A 21204-nucleotide genomic window follows, 5' to 3' on the forward strand; every position below is an offset into this window, starting at 1 on the left:
GTCGGGGACAGGTCCGGTCGGGGACAGGTCCGGTCGGGGACAGGTCCGGTCGGGGACAGGTCCGGCCCGCCGACACCCGCCCACGATTCGTTTACGACATCAGCTCCAAAGCGTGCCAACCTTGCTGCCCGCACCGGAGACCGAGGAGGACGACTCCCCTGGTGGGAGCCGGCGCAGGTTCCGTCTGTCGGTTCGCGACGCGGCGCGACGGCGCTCGACAGGCACCACAGGTGCCGCAGCCGATCGCGTGGTGCCTGGCGAGGGGTCAGCCGCCGGAGTCGTCCATCTCCGCGCCCTCGGGGACGACGTCGTCGTCGCGGCTGGCCAGCCAGCCGTCCGGCAGGGAGACCTTGCCCGGAGAGTTCGTACGGCCGCGCGGTTGGCCCAGGGTGGCCTCCGGGAACGGCTCCGCCGGGTCGAGCTTGCCGAGCAGATCGTCGAGTTGAGCCAGGCTCTCGATCATCGCCAGCGAGCGGCGCAGCTCGCCGCCGACCGGAAAGCCCTTGAGATACCAGGCGACGTGCTTGCGGAAGTCGGTGCAGCCATCCCGCTCACCGCGTGCCGGGTTACGTGCGCCCGCCACGAACTGGTCGACCAGCAACTCGGCGTGCCGACGCATGGCCACCGCCACCTCGCCGAGCGTGGGCAGCCGCCGCTCCGACCGACCGTTGAAGGCGGCCTCCAGGTCGGCGAAGAGCCACGGCCGGCCCAGGCAGCCACGGCCGACCACCACGCCGTCGACCCCGGTGTGCGCCACCATCCGCAGCGCGTCGTCGGCCTCCCAGATGTCGCCGTTACCGAGCACCGGCACGTCGAGGGCCTGCTTGAGGGTGGCGATGGCGTCCCAGTCGGCGGTGCCCGAGTAGCGCTGCGCGGCCGTCCGCCCGTGCAGGGCCACCGTGGCCACGCCGGCGTCCTGGGCGGCGAGCCCGGCTTCGACGTACGTCAGGTGGTCGTCGTCGATGCCCTTGCGCATCTTCACGGTGACCGGCACCCCGGCCGGTGCCGCGGCGTCGACCGCGGCCCGCACCAGCCGGGCGAAGAGCCGGCGTCGCCACGGCAACGCCGCGCCGCCGCCACGCCGGGTCACCTTGGGCACCGGGCAGCCGAAGTTGAGGTCGATGTGATCGGCCAGGTCGCGCTCGACGACGATCCGCACGGCCGCGGCGGTGATCTCCGGATCGGTGCCGTAGAGCTGGAGGCTGCGCGGCTTCTCGTCCTCACCGAACCTGATCATGTGCAGCGTCTTCGGGTTCCGTTCGACCAGGGCCCGGGTGGTGATCATCTCGCAGACGTAGATGCCGCCGCCCTGCTCCCGGCAGAGCCGGCGGAACCCGACGTTGGTGATCCCGGCCATCGGCGCGAGCACCACCGGCGGCCACACCTGGTACGGCCCGAGAGTCAACGGACGCAGCGCAGGCACGGGCGAGGCAGTCACCGGACAAGTGTACGGGGCCCCGACCGACGCTCTCCGCGTCGGCCGAGGCCCCGTGCGCAGCGTCTCAGCAGCCGGGGAGGCGTTCGATCAGATAGCGCTCGACCTGGTCCAGGGGGACGCGCTCCTGGACCATGGTGTCACGGTTGCGCACCGTCACGGCGTTGTCGTCCAACGTGTCGAAGTCGACAGTCACGCAGAACGGGGTGCCGATCTCGTCCTGCCGGCGGTAGCGGCGGCCGATCGCCTGCGAGTCGTCGAACTCGACGACCCAGCGCTTGCGCAGCAGAGTCGCGAGGTCCTTGGCCTTCGGCGACAGCGCCTCGTTGCGGGACAGCGGCAGCACCGCCACCTTGACCGGGGCGAGTCGCGGGTCGAACCGCATCACGGTCCGCTTGTCCACGCCGCCCTTGGTGTTCGGGGCCTCGTCCTCGTCGTACGCCTCGAGCAGGAAGGCGAGCACCGCGCGGGTCAGACCCGCGGCCGGCTCGATGACGTACGGCATCCAGCGCTCGCTCTTGGTCTGGTCGAAGTACGACAGGTCGACGCCGGAGTGCTTGCTGTGCGTGGAGAGGTCGAAGTCGGTGCGGTTGGCGACACCCTCCAGCTCGGCGAACTCGGTGCCGCCGAACTGGAAGCGGTACTCAATGTCCACCGTCCGCTTCGAGTAGTGCGAGAGCTTGTCCTTGGGGTGCTCGAAGAGGCGCAGATTGTCTGCCGACAGGCCGAGGTCGAGGTACCAGTTCCAGCGCTCCTGGAGCCAGTAGTCGTGCCACTGCTCGTCGGTGCCCGGCTCGACGAAGAACTCCATCTCCATCTGCTCGAACTCGCGGGTCCGGAAGATGAAGTTACCCGGGGTGATCTCGTTGCGGAACGACTTGCCGGTCTGCGCGATGCCGAAGGGCGGCTTCTTGCGGGCGACCGTCTCGACGTTCTTGTAGTTCACGAAGATGCCCTGCGCGGTCTCCGGCCGCAGATAGTGCAGCCCCTCGTCGCTCTCCACCGGGCCGAGGTAGGTCTTCATGAGGCCGTTGAACATCTTCGGCTCGGTGAAGGTGCCCTTGTTGCCGCAGTTGGGGCAGTTCAGCTCGGCGAGCGAGGTCAACGGCCTGCCGTGCTTCTCGGCGTACGCCTCTTCGAGGTGGTCGGCCCGGAAACGCTTGTGGCAGAACTGGCACTCGGTGAGCGGGTCGACGAACTCGGCGATGTGGCCGGACGCCTCCCACACCTTGCGGGCCAGGATGACGGCGGAGTCGAGGCCGACCACGTCGTCGCGCTGCTGGACCATGGTCTTCCACCACTGCCGGCGGACGTTCTCCTTCAGCTCCACGCCGAGCGGACCGTAGTCCCACGCCGATCGGGTGCCTCCATAGATCTCGCTGGAGGGGAAGACGAAGCCTCGGCGCTTGGCGAGGCTGACGACGGCGTCGATACGGTCGGCTGGCATGTTTCCTCCTACGCCGGCTGGCGGTCGGCGGGGGCGAGTTGTGGATGGAACGGTCGGTTCGGGACAACGGTACGACCACCGCCGCCCCGAGCCCAGCAGAATACCGGTGGCGGGTCAGCTCACCCCGCAGACCTCCACGCCCCCGGTCTGGCCGTCCTGCTCCAGGCTGACCTGCTGCTGCTCCCGGTCGCCACCGTCGAGGGTCACGTCGACCGGCACGCTCAGGGTGGTGGTGTCCACCTCACCCAGCCGGAATGCGGTGACCTGCGGCTCGGCGGCTGCCCGCCGTTCGAACTCGGGGCGGGACTCGCGCCGCTGCGCGTCGTCGCAGAGCTGCTCGTAGGCCCGCCCGTAGTTCCGCTCGACCAACGCCTGGTAGTAGTCGCTGGTCACGGTGCGGGCCTGTTCCCGGATCGCCTGGACACCGCTGACGGCCAGGCCGACCACGGCCGCGCCGCCTCCGCCACAGCAGAGCAGCACGGCGAGCGCGCCGACGCCGAGGCCGATCCAGAGCCGGGTCCGGCGGCCCTCGGTGGGCGGCGCGGCGAACGGCGGAGCCACACCGGGACCGGGCGGCGGGGCGGGTGCGGTCATAGGAGCAGGGTAGTGCCCGACGGCTCAGCGGTAAGGACCAGCAGCCCGATCACTCTCGGCGACGACGACGGCCCCGCCGGGCGCCGCATTGGCCAGGGCCTCGTACGCGGACGGCTCGTCGACCGACTCGGCGAGCAACGGCACGGCGCTCACCTTCACCTCGAAGGCGCCCAGCGCCCGGCGGTAGGTGCCGACCGACTCCCACTCGGTGACCAGGGACCAGTACCGGGGGTCGTCGAGGGCACGGACCAGCTGGCCGCGCAGGTAGCCGGGTCGGGCGGCCAGCGCGGTGAGGGCGGCGTGTGCCCGCTCGGTGAAGTCCTCGGCGACATCGACGTCGACCACGAACCGGTTGGTCACCAGCACCGGGGGTTCCTCCTCGTAGAGTCTGTGGGATGCAGCGTACGCAGCGCCCTCTGCTGGCTCGGTTGGCCGGGGCGAACCCGACATCGGTGTTCCTGCTCACCCTGGTGGTGGTGCTGGTCGCGTTCTTCACGCCCGGGGTGATCGGTGGGCTGCTGACGCTCGCCGTCGCCGCCTGCCTGATCGCACTGTTGGCCACCACCTGGCCGGTTCAGGCGACGCAGACCCGGCTGATCCGGCTGCTGATGCTGACCCTGCTGGTGGCAGTGGGTCTGGCGAAGCTGCTCTGACATGCACTCATGCGTTTTTGACAATCATTGTCGTTCCCACGGACAGTTGAGGGCATGACCAACCGCACCACGTCCCGCGTTCTGGCCGCCGCCACCGCTCTGCTCGCCCTGAGCGCCGCAGCCGGCTGCTCCACCGGAGGCGCCACCGGCGCAGACCCCCAGCGGGTCGACGTGGTGGCGGCGTTCTACCCGCTCCAGTTCCTCGCCGAGCGGATCGGCGGCGACGCGGTCCGGGTCACCAACCTCGCCAAGCCCGGCGCCGAGCCACACGACCTGGAGCTCAGCCCGAACCAGGTCGGTCAGGTCAGCGACTCCGAGTTGATCGTCTACCTCAAGGGTTTCCAGCCGGCGGTGGACGACGCCGTCGCGCAGGGCGGTGGCGACCGGGCGTTCGACGTGACCGACGTGCAGCCGCTGCTGGCCGCGACCGCCGGCGGGCACAACCACGAGGGCGAGGAGGGGCACGGCGAGGAGCACGACGGCGCCAAGGACCCGCACGTCTGGCTCGACCCGACGCGCCTGGCCGGCATCGGCGACCAGCTCGCCCAACGGCTCGGCAAGGCCGACCCGGACCACGCTGCCGACTACACCGCCCGCTCCGCGGCGCTGCGCGCCGACCTGACGAGCCTGGACGACGAGTTCACGCAGGGCCTGCGGACCTGCCAGCGACGGGAGATCGTGACCAGCCACGCCGCGTTCGGCTACCTTGCCGACCGGTACCACCTCGAGCAGGTCGGCATCACCGGGTTGAGCCCGGACGTCGAACCCTCCCCGCAGCGGCTCGCGCAGGTGATCGAGGAGGCGAAGGAGCACGACGCCACCACGATCTTCTTCGAGACGCTGGTCAGCCCGAAGGTCGCCGAGACCATCGCCGGTCACGTGAACGCCAGGACCGTGGTGCTGGACCCGATCGAAGGGCTCGCCGGCGGCAGCGGCACGGACTACCTTTCGGTGATGCGTACCAACCTGCAGACCCTGCGGACGGCGTTGAGCTGTTCGTGAACGCACCTGTCATCACCGTCGCGCACGGTGCGGTCGGCTACGACGGCCGGCCCGTGCTCCGGGACGTCTCGCTCAGCGTGACCGCCGGGGAGGTGGTCGCGGTGCTCGGCGCCAACGGCTCCGGCAAGTCGACGCTGATCCGCGCCGTGCTCGGGCTGGTGCCGCTCAGCGCCGGGACGGTCGCCCTGTTCGACCGGCCGTTGCGCCGGTTCCGCCAGTGGGAACGCATCGGGTACGTCCCGCAGCGCCTGGGCGCGGGCGGCGGCGTGCCGGCCACCGTCCGCGAGGTGGTGGCCTCCGGCCGGCTGGCCCGACGCGGGGTGCTCCGCCCACCGGGTGCGGCAGACCGGGCCGCCGTCGACGCCGCGCTGCGCTCGGTCGGGCTCGCCGACCGGGCCGCCGACCCGGTCGCCACCCTCTCCGGTGGCCAACAGCAGCGCACCCTGATCGCCCGGGCACTGGCCGGCAGGCCCGACCTGCTGGTCCTCGACGAGCCGACCGCCGGGGTGGACGCGGCCAGCCAGGAGGCGTTCGCCGGCGCGCTGGGCGACTTCGTCGCCGACGGCGGCACGGTGCTGCTGGTGGCACACGAGCTGGGCCCGCTGCGTCCGGTGATCAGCCGGGCTGTCGTCGTACACCAGGGTGGTATCTGTCACGACGGCGCGGTGCCGGACCCGGCCGGCCATCACGCGGAGCCCGACCACGACCACGTGCACCCGCACGGTCCCGACGAGCCCGCCGGGCTGTGGAGCAGCTGAGCATGGAACTCTTCCAGTACCCCTACATGCAGCGTGCCCTGATCGGCGCGCTGGTGATCGGCCTGGCCGCGCCGGCGCTCGGCATCTATCTGGTGCAGCGTCGGCTGGCGTTGATCGGCGACGGTGTCGGGCACGTGGCGTTGACCGGCGTCGGCGCCGGCCTGCTGCTCAACCGCTCACCGGTGCTGGTGGCGGTGATCGTCGCCACCCTCGGCGCGATCGCCATCGAACTGGTCCGCGCCCGCGGGCGTACCTCCGGCGACCTGGCCCTGGCCCTGCTCTTCTACGGCGGAATCGCCGGCGGGGTGCTGCTGGTCGGCCTCTCCGACGCGACAAGCGCGAACCTCAACGCCTACCTGTTCGGGTCGCTGACCACCATCTCGCCCGGCGACCTGACCACCATCGGGGTGCTCGGCGCGGCGATCCTGGTCACGATGATCGCGTTGCGGCCGGCGCTCTTCGCGGTCAGCCACGACGAGGAGTACGCCCGTGTCTCCGGCCTGCCGGTACGCACGCTGAACCTGCTGATCGCGGTCGCCACCGCAGTCACCGTGACCATCGCCATGCGGGCCGTCGGGGTGCTGCTGATCAGTGCGTTGATGGTGGTGCCGGTGGCCACCGCCCAGCAGGTCACCCGGGGCTTCCGGAGCACGATGACCGCCGCGATGGCGCTGGGGTTCTTCGCCGCCGGCACCGGAGTCTGGGTGGCGGCGACGGCGGACACCGCACCGGGCGCCTCGGTGGTGCTGGTGGCGATCGCGTCCTTCCTGGTGGTGGCCGTGGGCGGCGGCATCTGGCGGGGGTTGCGCCGCCGGGCGACCCCGACCGCCGCGGTGGCCTCGGAACCGCACGAGGTCGTGCTGCGGTGAACCTCGTCAGCCGAATGTCGGCGGTATTGGTTATCGTTGCAGGGTGACCAGCGCAACGGGCTATGAGGGGTTCGACGGGGCCGGCGAGTTGCTGCGCGCCCTGTCGGCGCCCATCCGGCTGGCCATCGTCAGCGAGCTGGCCGACGGCGAGCGGTGCGTGCACGAGCTGGTGGAGAAGCTCGGCGCCGCCCAACCGCTGGTCTCCCAGCACCTGCGCGTGCTGCGCGGTGCGGGCGTGGTGCGGGGCTCCCGCCGAGGTCGGGAGATCGCGTACAGCCTGGTCGACGAGCACGTGGCGCACATCGTGGCGGACGCGGTCAGCCACGCCGGGGAGGGATCATGAGCGAGAGTGGCACCGCGGTGCGCAACACCCGGCAGCGGTCGGCGGTGAGCGCCCTGCTGGCCGAGATGGAAGGCTTCCACAGCGCACAGGAGCTGCACGCGATGCTCCGCCAGCGCGGCGAGCGGGTCGGCCTGACGACGGTCTACCGCACCCTCCAGGGGTTGGCCGACACCGGTGAGATCGACGTGATGCGCCCACCGGGTGGCGAGCACCTCTACCGCCGGTGCAGCGATGGGCACCACCACCACCTGGTCTGCCGGGCCTGCGGGAGCACCGTCGAGGTGGCGGGGCCGGCGGTGGAGAGTTGGGCCGAGCGGGTCGCCGCGCAGCACGGCTACGCCGATGTCAGCCACACGTTGGAGATCTTCGGCACCTGCCCGGCCTGCGCCCGCTGACCACGCCGCCGGTCGCGTCCGGGCCGCTGGTCGGCCAGCAGGCAGCAACATCCGGGCCGTTCGTGGCACGCTGTCCGGCGTGAAGATCTACGCCGATCGGTTTCCGACCGCCGCCCGTCAGTTGATCACCGACCTGCTCGTCGTCGCCTGGGTGTACGTCGCGATCCGCGGCGCGCTGTGGCTGCACGACCTCGTGCAGAAACTCGCCGTACCCGGGCAGAAGTTGGAGGGTGCCGGCAGTGGCCTCGCCGACAACCTGGCCGACGCCGGTGGCAAGGTCCGCCGGGTGCCTCTGGTCGGCGACGACCTGACCGCGCCCTTCCAGCGGGCCGCCGACGCCGCCCGAGGGCTCGCCGACGCCGGCCGAGACCAGCAGCACCTGGTCGACCAGCTCGCCCTCGCCCTCACCATCGCGGTGCTGATCTTCCCGCTCGGCCTGGTGCTGTTCGGCTGGCTACCGCTGCGGCTGCGCTGGATGCGTCGGGCCGGATCCGCCGCGAAGCTGGCCGCCGGGCCGGCCGGCCGGGACCTGCTCGCCCTGCGCGCGCTGGCCACCCAGCCGCTGGGCCGGCTCACCCGGATCGCGCCCGACGTGGCCGAGGCGTGGCGGCGCGGCGACGACGACACGGTCGACGCCCTGGCCGCACTGGAGCTGCGCCAACTCGGCCTGCGCGGCCGGGGCCGCTAAGGTCTTCGGGTGTTCTACTTCCTGATCGTCATCGCGGTCCTGCTACTCGGCTACGCCGCGGTCCTGGTCTCCTTCGTCCGCCGGGGAAGGAAGATCCCGCCTGCGGCCTATCTGGGCCTGGCGGTGCTCAACGGCCTGATCCTGGCCGGCATCCTGGCCTGGGCGGTCGCGCGCTGACCTGCGCCGCGCCCCGCCCGTGATCGCGCTCGATCCTGGTTGTGGCGGCATCGCGCACCCGTGATCGCGCTCGATCCTGGTTGTAGCGGCGTCGCGCACCCGTGATCGCGCTCGATCCTGGTTGTAGCGGCATCGCGCACTGACGGAGGGCACTACTTCCAGGATCGAGCGCGATCTTCCGGGTGCGGCCTGCTCGGGGCGCGGCCTACCGCCTCGGCGGGATGCGGCGCCGGACGTCCTCGGCGGTGGACGGGCCGGGCGACCAGGGGGCGACCCAGGGCAGCTCGTCGGACGGGGTGATGACGCCCTCCTCCAGGCCGGCGTAGCGGCCGGCGAGGATCCGTTTCGCGGCGGCGGTGTCGACCGAGTCGGTGTTGTCCCAGAGTGCGCCGAAGAGCGCGTCCACCCGCACCCGGGCCTGCCGGCAGAACAGGTCGGCCAGCTCGATGTTCTCCGGACGGCTGGCCCGTTCGGCGGTGGCCCGGACGCACACCGCCGACATCGCGAACAACTCGGCGCCGATGTCCACCACACGGCCGAGGAACGCCTGTTTGCGCTCCATCTTTCCCTGCCAGCGGGACATCGCGTAGAACGTCGACCGGGCCAGCTTGCGTGACGACCGCTCCACCTGCCGCAGGTGTACTGCCAGCGGCCCGTACTCGGCGTACGCCGAAGGGCTCTGACCTCGACCGACGGCCAGGGTGGGTAGCCACTTCGCGTAGAACGCACCGGCGCGGGCGCCGGCGCGGGCCTTGCGGCCGAGCCCCGCCTCCGGGTCGATGATGTCGCCGGCGACCGACAGGTGGGCGTCGACCGCCTCCCGGGCGATCAGCAGATGCATGATCTCGGTGGAGCCCTCGAAGATCCGGTTGATCCGCAGGTCGCGCAGCATCTGCTCGACGGCGGCGGGGCGTTCGCCGCGGGCGGCCAACGAGTCGGCCGTCTCGTAGCCGCGCCCACCCCGGATCTGGATCAGCTCGTCGGCGATCTTCCAGGCCATCTCGCTGGCGTACAGCTTGACCAGCGCCGCCTCGATCCGGATGTCGTTGCGGTCGTCGTCGGCGACCAGGCAGCACAGGTCGAGCATGGTCTCCATGCCGTACGTGGTGGCGGCGATGAAGGACAGCTTCTGGGCGACCGCCTCGTGCTCACCGACCGGCCGGCCCCACTGCACCCGGTCGGCGGCCCAACCGCGGGCCACGTTCAGCGCCCACTTACCGGCGCCCACGCACATCGCCGGCAGCGAGAGCCGGCCGGTGTTTAGCGTGGTCAGAGCGATCTTGAGCCCCTTGCCCTCACCGCCGATGACGTTCTCGGCGGGCACGAACACGTCGTGGAACCGGGTGAGGCTGTTCTCCAGGCCGCGCAGGCCGATGAACTCGTTGCGCCGCTCGACGGTGATGCCCGCGCTGTCGCCCTCCACCACGAACGCCGTGATGCCGCCGCGCCGTCCCTCGGCGGCCGGCACCCGGGCCATCACCACCAGCAGGGTGGCCACGATGCCGTTGGTTGCCCAGAGCTTCACGCCGTTGAGCCGGTAACCGGTGCCGTCCTCGGTCGGCTCGGCGATGGTCCCCAGCCGGGCCGGGTCGGAGCCGACATCCGGCTCGGTGAGCAGGAACGCGGAGACCTCACCGGCGGCGAGCCGGGGCAGGAAGCGCTGCTTCTGCTCGGCGGTGCCGAACATCTTCAGCGGCTGCGGCACCCCGATCGACTGGTGTGCCGAGAGCAGCGCGCCGATGGCCGGGCTGACCGAGCCGGCCAGCATCAGTGCGCGGCAGTAGTGCAGGTTGCTCAGCCCGAGCCCGCCGTACTTCCGGTCGATCTTCATGCCGAACGCGCCGAGGTCGGCCAGCCCCTGGAACACCGAGTCCGGAATGGACGCGTCGCGTTCGATGGCCGCGCCGTCCACCTCGGAGGTGAGGAAGGCACGGAACCGCCCGAGGAACTCGTCGGCGCGGGCCACGTCGTCCGGATCGGGTTGGGGCCACGGGTCGATCAGGTCGAGCCGGAACCGGCCGAGGAACAACTCCTTGCCGAAGCTGGGCCGGTCCCAGGTGGACTCGCGGGCGGCCTCGGCGACCTGCCGGGCCTCCTTCTCGGTGACCTGCCCGGCCTCCGCCGGCAATGGCGCCGCGGCACCGGCCGTGTGAGGGGTGGTCCCGGAATCGGGGCCGTCCGGTGCTGGTCGGCCGTCCTGCGTCGTGGTCACGACTGCCCCCTCGAACCTCGGTGCGGCTGCGTCGGCATACGCCCTCAACGCCACGCTACCCCCGGTTGTTACCCAGGGGTAGCGCTGCGTGAAGATCGGCTTCTGCCCACCCGCCCCGATCAGCGGCCAGTGGTCACGTCCGGGTCGTCGTCCTCGTCGTCGATGTCGTCCTCACCCCAGTTGCGCCTGGCGAACGGCAGGATCATCCAGAACGTGAGGAACCAGAGGCCGGTCAGCGCGCTGAGCACGAAGGCGATCGGCCGGTCCAGCACGAAGTCGGTGATCAGCAGCACCGCGCTGACCATGGCGATCAGCATGAAGGCGAGGCCACCGGTGGCCATCCGGTGGGCGAACCGCACCAGCTCCGGCTTGCGCCCCTGCCGAAACAGCGCCCGGTGGAACGCCACCGGCGAGATGATCAATGCGGTGGCGGCGGCCGCGGCGAGCAGCGCGACGATGTAGACATCCCGCTGAAACTCGGTGGTCCGGGTGAAGCCGTTGCTGAACGGCAGGGTGAGCAGGAAGGCGAAGAGGATCTGCACGCCGGTCTGGGCGACCCGCAACTCCTGCAACAGGTCGGCGAAGTTGCGCTGCCAACGCTGCTTCTCGGTCTCCTTCGACACGTGCTACCTCCGGTCAGACGGTACTGCCGGCGGATCCTGACCGCCGGCAGCAACGCCAATGCCCCACCCGGCCGAGCGTGAAACAGGTTCACGACACCTCCCGGACACCGCCAGGTCGCCCGCCGTTCACCCGTAAATGGCGGGGTTGGTGTCAGGAGCCGCGCCGGAGGCGGCCCGCGTACCGGGCCTCCAGCGCCGTGTTGTGCGCGTCGCCGTCCGGGATGTTCGCCGACAGGTAGACCGGCGGCCGCTCCCCCGCCGCCAGCAGCCGGGCCACCACCTCCACGGTGACCTGCTGGGCCAGCAGCGCCGCGGTGATCGAGGAGACCGCACCGACGGCGCCTCCACCGGGCAACGGCAGCGTCGCGTCGCCGTATGGAGCGCCGTTGTCGAGCACCACGTCGGCGAGGTCGGCGAGCTTGCGCCCGGACGGGTGCCGGGAGGTCATCGCGCCGGAGTGCTGTGCGGAGGTGATCGCCACCAGCCCGTGGCCGCGTTCCTTGACCAGCGTGGCGAACTCCACCATCGCGCCGTTGACCCCGGAGTTCGAGGCGAGCACGAACACGTCGGCGGGCCGGACCGGGGCCAGTTCGTAGAGCCGGTGCGCCACCGCCGGGTCCCGCTCCAGCAGAGGACCGAGCCGGTCGGCCGGCTCCCCACCGAGCAGCACCAGGTCGCGCAGGGCGATCCGGTTGGTCGGCACCAGGCCACCGGCCCGGCCGGCGATCTCCATGGCGAGGGCCTCCGAGTGCCCGGTACCGAACGCGTGCACCACGCCGTCGGCAAGGACGGCGTCGGCGACCAGGTCGGCGGCCCGCCCCACCGCCGCCCGCTGGCTGGCCGCCACCCGGCCGATCGTCGCGGTCACCACGGCCAGGTAGTCCTCGGCGCTCACCGTCATGTGTCCTCCGTCGTCCGGCTGCGGGCCAGCCACTGCACGGCGAAGTCGACCGCGGCCCGCTGGCGCATCAACCTGCCCGTCCCTGCGCCGACCGGTCCGACACGGACCGCCCCGGTGGCCTCCAGGTCCAGGCCCAACACGCCGAAGTCGGTCTCGTCGAGCCGTACCTCCTGCCACCACACCCACTCGCGGCCGCCGTCGGCGGTGCGCACCGCAGCGCCCACCTGCTCCCGGGGCGGAGCCGACCGGCGGTACTCGGCCAGGTGCAGGGACGTGTTCACGCCGTGGCCCACACCGAGCAGCAGCACGTCGGCGTCCAGCTCGTAGAGCCGGGCCAGTGGCGAGCCCTCACCGAGCATGTCGACCCGGGCGTGGCCGGCCACCACCTGCTCGGCTGCCGGCCCGAGCGCGGCGAACGACACCTGCGGATGCGAGCTGCGCAGCGCTCCGGGCCAGCAGCGGACCGTCTCGGCGAGCACACCCATGTACCGACTCGGTGTGACCGCCGGGTCGAAGCCCGGCATCTCGGCACGGATCAGCGGCCACCAGTCCACCGGCACCGGCGGGTTGCGCCACTGGGCGGGGTCGCTGTTGTCCGGCGTGTGGGTGGGCACCACGATCGTGCCGTCCGGCCCGACAGCGTCCCGCAGCGCGAGCGCCACCGCCTGCGGCCCGCCGCACACGAAGCCCAGCGGACGCAACGCCGCGTGCACCAGCAGCGTCCCGCCGGGGCGTACGCCCAGCAGTCGCAGCTGTGCGGCGAGCGCCCGCCGGGTGCCCGGCGCGCTGGCGTCCGTCGTCACGGTGGCCCCTCCCTGCCCGACGCGGCTCAGGCCGAGCCGGCGACCCGGGCCAGGATCGCCTCGGCCAGCGGGCCTGGCGCGGCGTCCGGGATCCAGTGACTCACCCCGCGCAGCTCGATGAGGCGGTAATCCCCGGTGACGTTCGCGGCGCACGCCTCGGCGGCGGTTCGGCCGATGGCGATGTCGCGGTCGCTCCACACGTACGTGGTGGGTACGGCGACCGGGCCGACGCCGGCCAGGTCGGCGCGGGACATCGCCCGGTACCAGTTCAGTGCGGCGGTGAGGGCTCCCGGCTCGCGCATCGGGTCGGCGTAACGGTTCACCCGCGACGCGTCGCCCACCCCGCCGAGCAGTTTGCGCAGCGCGGTCGCGTTCAACGCCAGCAGCACCTTTTCCGCCTTGTCCGGTTTGCGGAACAGCGCGATGTACGACGAGCGGGCCTTCTGCTGGCCGTCGGTGGCCAGAGCGTGCGCCATGGCCGCCGGATGGGGCACGGACACCGCCGTCAGCGTACGGACCCGCTCGGGGTGCCGGGCGGCCACCGCCCAGGCCACGATGGCGCCCCAGTCGTGGCCGACCAGGTGGACGGCGTCCAAACCCAGTGCGTCGAGTACGGCCACCACGTCGGCGACCAGCTCGGGTATCCGGTAGTCGGCGACCGCCGCCGTTCGGGCGCCCGGCGAGTAGCCCCGCTGGTCCAGCGCGTACGTGCGCAGCCCGGCGGCGTGCAGCACCGGGGCGACCTCGTCCCACTCGCCGGAGTGTTGGGGGAAGCCGTGCAGCAGCAGGACGGGCGCGCCGCCCGACGGACCACCGGTGTGCACCTCGAACGTGAGACCTCGCGCGTCGATCCGCATGATCGTGAGCCTACCCAGCCGCGCGGAGGTCGGGCCGTACGCGGAGGTGACGGTCGCCCTGCTGGGCCGGCACCCCTCGTCGGTGCTAGCGTCAGCGAGACAACTTCATATCCGACAGGGGAGCGCACAGCGCTGAGAGTGCGGGCACGCCCGCAGACCCTCGAACCTGATCTGGGTAATGCCAGCGCAGGGAGTTCGGTCGACCTCCAGCCGCGCCGTGGGTCCGGTGCCACCGGACGCGCGGCGTGCGTCTTCTCCTGGTTCTCTTTCCTGAACTGGGAGCATCGACATGAATCACAGCGACACCAATCGCTGGCGTACCGTCGACATCGTGGTCGCCTCGGTGATCGCCGTCGCCTTCGGCGTCATCTTCTGGGCCTGGGGCCTGGTCTGGAGCGCCACCGAGGGGGCGTTCGCCTTCTTCCCGCCGGCGCAGACCCTGCTCTACGGCGTCTGGCTGATGCCGGCCGTGCTCGGCGGCCTCGTCATCCGCAAGCCCGGCGCAGCGCTCTACTGCGAGACGGTGGCCGCGGTCCTCTCCGCGCTGCTGGGTAGCCAGTGGGCCGGCACGGTGATCCCGCAGGGCATCGTGCAGGGTATCGGCGCCGAGCTGGCCTTCGCCGCCTTCCGGTACCGCTCGTTCCGGCTGCCGACCGCGGTGCTGGCCGGTGCGCTGACCGGCGTGAGCGCCGCCCTGTTCGACTTCTTCGTCTGGAACGCCGACTACGCGCTCGGCGACTACCGGATCCCGTACGCGCTGCTGACCGTCGTCAGCGCCACGGTCATCGCCGGCGTCGGCGGCTGGCTGCTCACCCGCGCCCTGGCCAACACCGGCGTCCTGGACCGCTTCCCGGTAGCCCGCGACCGCGCCCCCATCTGACCCGCGCCGCGCCGCGCCCACCCTCGTTGATCATGAGGTTGGCGGTGGAATGGATCTCTGGAACCCCCGCCAACCTCATGATCGATCGGCGGGGCCGGGGCAGGGAACGGGGCAGGGCAGGGGACGGACGGCTGGGGGTGTGGGGTGAGCGGGGTATCGCTGCGGGGGTTCGGGTGGCGGCACGCCGGGCGGAAACGCTGGGCGGTGCGCGGGGTCGACCTGCGGGTCGAGGCCGGCGAGCGGTTGCTGCTGCTCGGGCCCTCCGGCGCCGGCAAGAGCACCCTGCTCAGTGCCGTGGCCGGGCTGCTGCCCGAGGACTCCGGCGAGCAGGAGGGCACCGTCGAGATCGACGGGCTCGACCCGCGCAAGGGGCGGGAACGGGTCGGCATCGTCTTCCAGGACCCGGAGACCCAGCTGGTGATGGCCCGCTGCGGTGACGACGTCGCGTTCGGGCTGGAGAACCGGGGGGTACCGGCCGGCGAGATCTGGCCCCGGGTGGACGAGGCGCTACGTCGGGTCGGTTTTCCGTACTCCCGGGACCGGAGCACCGCCGCGCTCTCCGGCGGGGAGCAGCAACGTCTCGCGCTGGCCGGCGCGCTGGCGCTGCGCCCCGGCCTGCTGCTGCTCGACGAGCCGACCGCCAACCTGGACCCGGCCGGCGCCGATCTGGTCCGCCGAGCGGTGGCCGGCGCGCTGGACACCGACACCACGCTCATCCTCGTCGAACACCGGGTAGCCGAGGCACTGCCGCTGGTCGACCGCGTCGTCGTCCTGGAGCCCGGCGGCGGGGTCCGCGCGGACGGCCCGCCGCAGGCGGTCTTCGCCAGGCACGGTGCCGCCCTCGCCGCCGAGGGCGTCTGGGTGCCGGGTCACTCCATCGCCCCCCGGCCCGCGACCGCCGCAGCCGGCGACCTGTTGCTCACCGCCGACCGGCTCGGCCTGCCGCCCCGGCTGGGCCCCACCGACCTGGGGGTACGCGCCGGAGAGGCACTCGCGGTACGCGGGCCCAACGGCGCTGGCAAGTCGACCCTGGCACTGCTGCTCGGCGGCCTGCTGCGGCCGCTGGCCGGGCGGGTCACCGCGTCCGCCGAGCTGGCCGGGTCAGATCATCACACTCCCCCGCACCGGTGGCGGGCACCCGCGCTCGCCCGCCGCATCGGTTCGGTCTTCCAGGACCCGGAGCACCAGTTCGTCACCAGCACCGTCTTCGACGAGTTGGCGCTCGGCCCGCGCCGGACCGGCCAACCCGAGACCGCCGTCACGCAGACCGTGACCGGGTTGCTGGACCGGCTACGGCTGGCCCCGCTCGCCGCCGCCAACCCGTACACCCTCTCGGGTGGCGAGGCGCGGCGGCTGAGCGTGGCGACGGCCCTGGCCACCGCGCCCCGTCTGTTGATCTGCGACGAACCCACCTTCGGCCAGGACCGGCGCACCTGGCGGGAGCTGGTCGACCTCTTCGCCGACCTGCGCGACGCCGGACACGGCGTCGTCACGGTCACCCACGACGCGGATTTCGTGGCGGCGCTCGCCGACCGCACCGTCACGCTGTCGCCTACCGACCGGGATGGTCAACGGTGATCAGCATCGAGCCGGTCGCCGCGCCCGGTGCGCCGTTGGCCCGCCGCAACCCGGTGGCGAAGCTCGCCGCCGCGCTGCTGTTCTCGTTCACGCTGCTGGCCACCCTGGACCCGGTGGCGCCGGCCATCGCCATCGCGGTGGAGCTCGCCGTGCTGCCGCTGTTCGGCATTCGCTACCGGGTGCTGGCCCGGCGGGCCTGGCCACTGCTGGCCAGCGCCGCCGGAATCCTGGTCACTCTGGTGCTCTTCGCGGCCGACCGGTCCGGCCGGGTGCTCCTGGACGCGGGACCGGTGCTGGTGACCACCGGGGTGCTGCTCACCGCGCTCGGCCTGGTGCTCCGGGTGCTCGCGGTGGCCCTGCCCGGCGTGATCGTCTTCGCCACCACCGACCCCACCGACCTGGCCGACGCGCTGGTCCAGAACGCGAAGGCACCGGCCCGGTTCGCGATTGGCGCGTTGGCGGCGTTCCGGCTGGTCCCGCTGCTCGGCCAGGAGTGGCAGATGATCAGCATGGCCCGCCGTGCGCGCGGGGTCGACGCCGGGCGCAACCCGGTGGCGAAGCTGCGGCTGTTCACCTCCACGGCGTTCGCGCTGCTGGTCGGCGCGATCCGCCGGGGCACCCGACTGGCGGTGGCAATGGACGCGCGGGGCTTCGACGCGGGCACGCCGCGGACCGTGGCCCGCCGCCAACGATTCACCCGCGCCGACACCCTGCTGATCGCCGGCGCCGCGCTGCTGGCCGCCGGCGCCCTGGCGACAAGCGTCCTCCTCGGCACCTTCCGCCCGCTGATCAGCTGAGTCACCCCCTCACGCCGCCCCTGCGCCATGATCCGCACAACAACAGGGATATTGCTGCCTCGCTGAGCGGTGAGGCAGCCATATCCGTGTTGTTGCTGATCATCGCCCCACGACGCCGGGGCGGCGCGGCGGGCAGCACGGCGCGCGGCGCGGGTGAGGCGGGTTGGTCAGCTGCGGCGGAAGGCGTAGCGGCGGCCTTGGCCAGCTTGTTGACCACGGCCACCGGCTGAGCGGCCTCCGCTGCCCGGTGGGGGCCCGGCCTTCGGTGCCTTCGGTGGCCCGGCCGCCTTCGGCAGGTCCGCCACCGTCGGCGCGTCGACCGCTGCCGGCACGTCGACCAGCGGCACCAACTCACCCGACGCCGCCACCGGCAACGCCCCCTGGTTCGTCGCCACCGGCAACGCCGGCTGGGTCAGCACCGCCGGCAGAGCCGGTTGACGCAGCACCGCCGGCAGAGCCGGTTGGGTCAGCACCGCCGGCAGAGCCGGTTGGGTCAGCACCGCCGGCAGCGCCGGTCGATGCAGCACCGCCGGCAGCGCCGGCTCACCCGACAGCGCCGGCTCACCCGACAGCGCCGGTTCATCCGACAGCGCCGGTTCATCCGACAGCGCCGGCTCGACCGCGAGGGCAGGTGCGGGGCGGGTTGGCGGCGGAGCGTCGCGGCCGGCCGCCGGCTGCGTGCCGGGCGGCGGCGGTGCGGGGGTACAGGACTTCTTCGGTGTGCGCCTGGCGGGCATCCGGGCCTCCTTCGGTGCCGACCGTCACGGCCGGTCCCGCGCTCCGGCGGTCGGTCGGATCGGCTGTTGACCACCGCGGCGCGACGGTCGAATGGGGAAGGGACTGCTCACCGGGTCGGGCACGGCCAGCGCCGCCGAAACGGCGGGTCGGTGATGCGGACGCCCGGGAGCGCACGGACCGCGACGCGGGGCGGCGGGTCGGCTCGGAGAGGGGCGTCAGTTACGCATGCCCGCACGCTATCGGGTCGGCCTACGCCGGCGCAGCCGATTTGCTGGCACCATCGACGCCATGCTGATCGCGTTCTCGGTAACCCCGCTCGGTGTCGGTGAGTCCGTCGGTGACCTGGTTGCCGAGGCGGTGCGGGTGGTGCGCGACTCCGGCCTGCCCAACCGCACCGACGCGATGTTCACCACCATCGAGGGCGAGTGGGACGAGGTGATGGCGGTCGTCAAGCGGGCGGTCGACGTGGTGGCCGCGCAGGCGCCCCGGGTGAGCGTGGTGCTCAAGGCCGACGTCCGGCAGGGAGTGACCGACGCGCTCACCGCGAAGGTGGCGCATGTGGAGGAACGCCTGGCGCAGGGCTGAACGCCACCGGCCGGTTACCGGCTGTCCACGACGCGCCCACACCGCTCCGCACCGAGATACGGTCGCAGCACGGCAGTACGACGGTCGACGGCAGTGCGACGGTGAGAGGTGGCGGCACGGATGGCTGAGCAGGCGAGGGCGCAGATCGGGGTGACCGGGCTGGCGGTGATGGGCCGCAATCTGGCCCGCAACCTGGCCCGCAACGGCTTCACGGTGGCGGTGCACAACCGTTCGCCCGAGCGCACCCGCAGCCTGGTCGCCGAGCACGGCGACGAGGGCGCGTTCGTGCCGGGCGAGTCGATGGCCGACTTCGTGGCGTCTCTGGAACGGCCGCGCGCGGTGATCGTCATGGTGAAGGCGGGTGCGCCCACCGACGCGGTGATCGACGAGCTGGTGCCGCTGCTGGAGGAGGGCGACATCATCGTCGACTGCGGCAACGCCCACTTCGCCGACACCCGCCGCCGGGAGGAGGCGTTGCGCTCGCACGGGTTGCACTTCAGCGGCACCGGCGTCTCCGGTGGTGAGGAGGGCGCGCTGCTCGGGCCGAGCATCATGCCGGGCGGCTCCGTCGAGTCGTACGCCAAGCTCGGGCCGATGTTCGAGAAGATCGCTGCCCACGTCGACGGGGTCTCGTGCTGCACGCACATCGGTCCGGACGGCGCCGGGCACTTCGTCAAGATGGTGCACAACGGCATCGAGTACGCCGACATGCAGCTGATCGCCGAGGCGTACGACCTGCTTCGGGCTGGCCTGGACGCGGAGCCGGCGGAGATCGCGGAGATCTTCCGGGGCTGGAACGGCGGTGAGTTGGAGTCCTTCCTCATCGAGATCACCGCCGACGTCCTCGCGCACACCGACGCGACGACCGGCCGCCCCTTCGTGGACGTGGTGCAGGACCGGGCCGAGCAGAAGGGCACCGGGCGGTGGACCGTGCAGAGCGCACTGGACCTGGGCATCCCGATCACCGGGATCGCCGAGGCCACCTTCGCCCGTTCGCTGTCCGGGCACGTCGACCAGCGTGCGGCCGCCCACCGGGCGTTTCCCGACGCCGGCGAGAAGTGGCAGGTGGCCGACCGGGACGCGTTCATCGAGGACGTCCGCCGCGCGCTGCTCGCCTCCAAGATCGTCGCCTACGCGCAGGGCTTCGACCACATCCGCGCCGGCAGCCAGGAGTACGACTGGGACATCGACCTCGGTGGCACGGCGACCATCTGGCGGGGCGGCTGCATCATCCGGGCCCGCTTCCTGAACCGGATCCGCGAGGCGTACGACGAGCAGCCCGATCTGCCGACGCTGCTGGTGGCGCCGTACTTCGCCGAGGCCGTCGGCGCGGGCGTGCCGAGCTGGCGGCGGGTGGTGGCCGACGCCGTTCGGGCTGGGGTGCCGACGCCGGCGTTCTCGTCGTCGCTGGCGTACTTCGACGCGTTGCGCGCCGAGCGGCTGCCCGCCGCACTGATCCAGGGACTGCGGGACAACTTCGGGGCGCACACCTACCAGCGCGTCGACCGCGAGGGTTCGTTCCACACCACGTGGGCGGCTGACCGCACCGAGTCCCCGGCCTAGGTGCGCGACGCGGCGCCCGCCCGCCGCCCGCCGCCCGCCGCCCGCCGCCCGCCGCCCGCCATGATCGTGCTCGATCCAGGATGTAGTGGTCTCGCTGTTTCGTGAGGCCACTACATCCATGTTCGAGCGGGATCATGGGGAGGGCGGGCGCTCCGTCAGAGGGCGACGTCAGGCGATGGTGGCGTGCATCTCCCAGACGAGGATCTCGGCCGGCTCGTCCGCGGTGACCCGTCGGCCGCCGGTCATGGTGAGTCGGGCCGCGTCGCCGGTGCCGAGCGGGCCGCTGTCCTCGAGGGTCACGGTGCCGTTGGGCACGTACAAGTGCACGAAGGGCGCATCCGGGAGGGTGATCTCGTCGCCGGAGCCGAGCCGGGCGGCGTGCAGGGTGGCGTACCGGTTGCGGATGCGGATCGCGGACGCGCCGTCGTAGCGCTCCATTCCGGAGGCGATCGGCACCAGGCCGCCGCGCAGTAGCTCGTCCTCGATCTCCAGCTGCTCGTAGCCCGGGTCGACGCCCTGCTCGTCGGGGAGCACCCACATCTGCACGAAGTGCACCGGGTCGCTGTGCGGTTCGAGGTTGTTGAGCCGCCAGGCGTCGTTCTTCTCGGAGTGCAGGATGCCGGTGCCGGCGCTCATCCGCTGGGCCAGCCCAGGGTAGATCACCCCGGAGTGCCCGGTGGAGTCCTGGTGCACGAGGGAGCCGCGCAGCACCCAGGTGACGATCTCCATGTCCTCGTGCGGGTGGGTCTCGAAGCCGGCACCCGGGCGGACCACGTCGTCGTTGTTGACCAACAGCAGACCGTGGTGGGTGTTCGCCGGGTCGTAGTGCCGGGAGAACGAGAAGGAGTGCTTGGAGTCCAGCCAGGAGATCCGGGTGGCGAAGCGGTCGTCGGCCCGGCGCAGGTCGACCGCCGGGGCGGGCGCGGTCACCAGGCACGCTGCCTGGTGTCGGCGGACGATGGCGCCCAGGTCAGGGCCGGGTCCCCGGTGGCCAGCTCGGCGATCTCACCGCTGCGCAGCTGCGGCGTGTGGCCGAACTCGGCGCAGTGCTGCTCGGCGATCTCGGCGCAGATGTCGGCCACCTGCTCGCACATCGGGTCGCCCAGGTCGGCCGCGTTCAACGCCATGATCATCTTGTACCGGAGATCCCGCACGCCCACCCCCACCGCCGTCGACCCGCCACCTTCGGACCCTATACGCCCGCGACCGCCCACCACCCCGGAACAACGGCACACCCCAGCGCCCACGCCCACGCCCACGCCCACGCCCACGCCCACGCCCACGCCCACGCCCACGAGCAACGCTT

General features: G+C 72.2%; 25 protein-coding genes and 1 riboswitch. Of the genes, 13 read left to right on the top strand and 12 right to left on the bottom strand.

Going from position 1 to position 21204, the window contains the following annotated elements:
* Positions 1 to 265: 265 nt before the first annotated feature.
* The 4 genes from dusB to ACLJN9_RS12265 all read right to left on the bottom strand — a co-directional run bounded on the left by dusB (position 266) and on the right by ACLJN9_RS12265 (position 3842).
* Positions 266 to 1438, bottom strand: a complete 1173-nt coding sequence (gene dusB / locus ACLJN9_RS12250) for a tRNA dihydrouridine synthase DusB (protein ID WP_410811337.1) — start codon at positions 1436 to 1438, stop codon at positions 266 to 268.
* Between the two features lie 64 nt (positions 1439 to 1502).
* On the bottom strand, positions 1503 to 2882 hold the full coding sequence (locus ACLJN9_RS12255) for a glycine--tRNA ligase (RefSeq protein WP_410811338.1): 1380 nt from the start codon (positions 2880 to 2882) through the stop codon (positions 1503 to 1505).
* A 114-nt stretch (positions 2883 to 2996) separates the two neighbouring features.
* Positions 2997 to 3476 (bottom strand): hypothetical protein, encoded by a 480-nt coding sequence (locus tag ACLJN9_RS12260; protein WP_410811339.1) that lies wholly within the window; start codon positions 3474 to 3476, stop codon positions 2997 to 2999.
* A gap of 24 nt (positions 3477 to 3500) precedes the next feature.
* Positions 3501 to 3842, bottom strand: a complete 342-nt coding sequence (locus ACLJN9_RS12265; RefSeq protein WP_410811340.1) for an antibiotic biosynthesis monooxygenase family protein — start codon at positions 3840 to 3842, stop codon at positions 3501 to 3503.
* Between the two features lie 29 nt (positions 3843 to 3871).
* Between ACLJN9_RS12265 and ACLJN9_RS12270 the strand changes: the two genes are divergently transcribed.
* The 8 genes from ACLJN9_RS12270 (at position 3872) to ACLJN9_RS12305 (ending at position 8361) form a co-directional block, all read left to right on the top strand.
* On the top strand, positions 3872 to 4129 hold the full coding sequence (locus tag ACLJN9_RS12270; protein WP_410811341.1) for a hypothetical protein: 258 nt from the start codon (positions 3872 to 3874) through the stop codon (positions 4127 to 4129).
* Between the two features lie 54 nt (positions 4130 to 4183).
* Positions 4184 to 5131, top strand: a complete 948-nt coding sequence (locus tag ACLJN9_RS12275; RefSeq protein ID WP_410811342.1) for a metal ABC transporter substrate-binding protein — start codon at positions 4184 to 4186, stop codon at positions 5129 to 5131.
* Positions 5128 to 5889, top strand: a complete 762-nt coding sequence (locus ACLJN9_RS12280) for a metal ABC transporter ATP-binding protein (protein WP_410811343.1) — start codon at positions 5128 to 5130, stop codon at positions 5887 to 5889. The genes ACLJN9_RS12275 and ACLJN9_RS12280 overlap by 4 nt, the downstream gene beginning before the upstream one ends.
* A gap of 2 nt (positions 5890 to 5891) precedes the next feature.
* The gene (locus ACLJN9_RS12285) at positions 5892 to 6758 is read left to right on the top strand and encodes a metal ABC transporter permease (protein ID WP_410811344.1); all 867 of its coding nucleotides are present in this window, start codon (positions 5892 to 5894) and stop codon (positions 6756 to 6758) included.
* Between the two features lie 43 nt (positions 6759 to 6801).
* Positions 6802 to 7101 carry an ArsR/SmtB family transcription factor gene (locus tag ACLJN9_RS12290; protein WP_410811345.1) on the top strand — a complete coding sequence of 100 codons (300 nt, stop codon included), beginning with the start codon at positions 6802 to 6804 and terminating at the stop codon, positions 7099 to 7101.
* On the top strand, positions 7098 to 7496 hold the full coding sequence (locus ACLJN9_RS12295; RefSeq protein ID WP_410811346.1) for a Fur family transcriptional regulator: 399 nt from the start codon (positions 7098 to 7100) through the stop codon (positions 7494 to 7496). The genes ACLJN9_RS12290 and ACLJN9_RS12295 overlap by 4 nt, the downstream gene beginning before the upstream one ends.
* A 79-nt stretch (positions 7497 to 7575) precedes the next feature.
* Positions 7576 to 8184: a hypothetical protein gene (locus tag ACLJN9_RS12300; RefSeq protein ID WP_410811347.1), complete on the top strand. Its 609-nt coding sequence runs from the start codon at positions 7576 to 7578 to the stop codon at positions 8182 to 8184.
* Positions 8185 to 8193: 9 nt separating this feature from the next.
* Entirely contained in the window at positions 8194 to 8361 is a 168-nt protein-coding gene (locus ACLJN9_RS12305) for a hypothetical protein (RefSeq protein WP_410811348.1), read from the top strand.
* A 205-nt stretch (positions 8362 to 8566) separates the two neighbouring features.
* Here ACLJN9_RS12305 and ACLJN9_RS12310 read toward each other — a convergent pair whose 3' ends face one another.
* From ACLJN9_RS12310 to ACLJN9_RS12330, 5 genes are all read right to left on the bottom strand, one after another.
* Positions 8567 to 10573 (bottom strand): acyl-CoA dehydrogenase family protein, encoded by a 2007-nt coding sequence (locus ACLJN9_RS12310; RefSeq protein WP_410811349.1) that lies wholly within the window; start codon positions 10571 to 10573, stop codon positions 8567 to 8569.
* A gap of 119 nt (positions 10574 to 10692) precedes the next feature.
* A complete protein-coding gene (locus ACLJN9_RS12315) occupies positions 10693 to 11196 on the bottom strand; it encodes a DUF6328 family protein (protein WP_410811350.1) in 504 nt (167 codons plus the stop codon).
* Positions 11197 to 11347: 151 nt separating this feature from the next.
* Positions 11348 to 12097: a sugar isomerase domain-containing protein gene (locus tag ACLJN9_RS12320; protein WP_410811351.1), complete on the bottom strand. Its 750-nt coding sequence runs from the start codon at positions 12095 to 12097 to the stop codon at positions 11348 to 11350.
* Entirely contained in the window at positions 12094 to 12900 is an 807-nt protein-coding gene (locus tag ACLJN9_RS12325) for an aminoglycoside N(3)-acetyltransferase (RefSeq protein ID WP_410811352.1), read from the bottom strand. Before ACLJN9_RS12325 ends, ACLJN9_RS12320 begins: the two co-directional genes overlap by 4 nt.
* Positions 12901 to 12926: 26 nt before the next feature.
* Positions 12927 to 13757: an alpha/beta fold hydrolase gene (locus tag ACLJN9_RS12330; protein ID WP_410811353.1), complete on the bottom strand. Its 831-nt coding sequence runs from the start codon at positions 13755 to 13757 to the stop codon at positions 12927 to 12929.
* Between the two features lie 106 nt (positions 13758 to 13863).
* Positions 13864 to 13968, top strand: a riboswitch (TPP riboswitch).
* A 78-nt stretch (positions 13969 to 14046) separates the two neighbouring features.
* Here ACLJN9_RS12330 and ACLJN9_RS12335 point away from each other — a divergent pair.
* From ACLJN9_RS12335 to ACLJN9_RS12345, 3 genes are all read left to right on the top strand, one after another.
* Entirely contained in the window at positions 14047 to 14637 is a 591-nt protein-coding gene (locus tag ACLJN9_RS12335) for an ECF transporter S component (protein ID WP_410811354.1), read from the top strand.
* 144 nt (positions 14638 to 14781) lie between these two features.
* On the top strand, positions 14782 to 16215 hold the full coding sequence (locus ACLJN9_RS12340) for an ABC transporter ATP-binding protein (RefSeq protein WP_410811355.1): 1434 nt from the start codon (positions 14782 to 14784) through the stop codon (positions 16213 to 16215).
* The gene (locus tag ACLJN9_RS12345; protein WP_410811356.1) at positions 16212 to 17012 is read left to right on the top strand and encodes an energy-coupling factor transporter transmembrane component T family protein; all 801 of its coding nucleotides are present in this window, start codon (positions 16212 to 16214) and stop codon (positions 17010 to 17012) included. Before ACLJN9_RS12340 ends, ACLJN9_RS12345 begins: the two co-directional genes overlap by 4 nt.
* A gap of 167 nt (positions 17013 to 17179) precedes the next feature.
* Here ACLJN9_RS12345 and ACLJN9_RS12350 read toward each other — a convergent pair whose 3' ends face one another.
* Entirely contained in the window at positions 17180 to 17749 is a 570-nt protein-coding gene (locus ACLJN9_RS12350) for a hypothetical protein (RefSeq protein WP_410811357.1), read from the bottom strand.
* A 289-nt stretch (positions 17750 to 18038) separates the two neighbouring features.
* On the opposite strand from ACLJN9_RS12350, the gene ACLJN9_RS12355 reads away from it, so the two are divergent.
* The gene (locus ACLJN9_RS12355) at positions 18039 to 18335 is read left to right on the top strand and encodes an MTH1187 family thiamine-binding protein (RefSeq protein WP_410811358.1); all 297 of its coding nucleotides are present in this window, start codon (positions 18039 to 18041) and stop codon (positions 18333 to 18335) included.
* Positions 18336 to 18455: 120 nt separating this feature from the next.
* Complete coding sequence (gene gndA / locus ACLJN9_RS12360; protein ID WP_410811359.1) at positions 18456 to 19898, top strand: NADP-dependent phosphogluconate dehydrogenase; 1443 nt, start codon at positions 18456 to 18458, stop codon at positions 19896 to 19898.
* A 168-nt stretch (positions 19899 to 20066) separates the two neighbouring features.
* On the opposite strand, the gene ACLJN9_RS12365 is transcribed toward gndA, so the two are convergent.
* Both ACLJN9_RS12365 and ACLJN9_RS12370 read right to left on the bottom strand, forming a co-directional pair.
* Positions 20067 to 20828, bottom strand: coding sequence for a pirin family protein (locus tag ACLJN9_RS12365; protein WP_410811360.1), 762 nt, complete (start codon positions 20826 to 20828; stop codon positions 20067 to 20069).
* Positions 20825 to 21052, bottom strand: coding sequence for a thioredoxin reductase (locus ACLJN9_RS12370; RefSeq protein ID WP_410811361.1), 228 nt, complete (start codon positions 21050 to 21052; stop codon positions 20825 to 20827). The genes ACLJN9_RS12365 and ACLJN9_RS12370 overlap by 4 nt, the downstream gene beginning before the upstream one ends.
* Positions 21053 to 21204 lie beyond the last annotated feature (152 nt).

The sequence above is a fragment of the Micromonospora sp. 067-2 genome (genome assembly GCF_046549295.1).
GTDB lineage: Bacteria > Actinomycetota > Actinomycetes > Mycobacteriales > Micromonosporaceae > Micromonospora.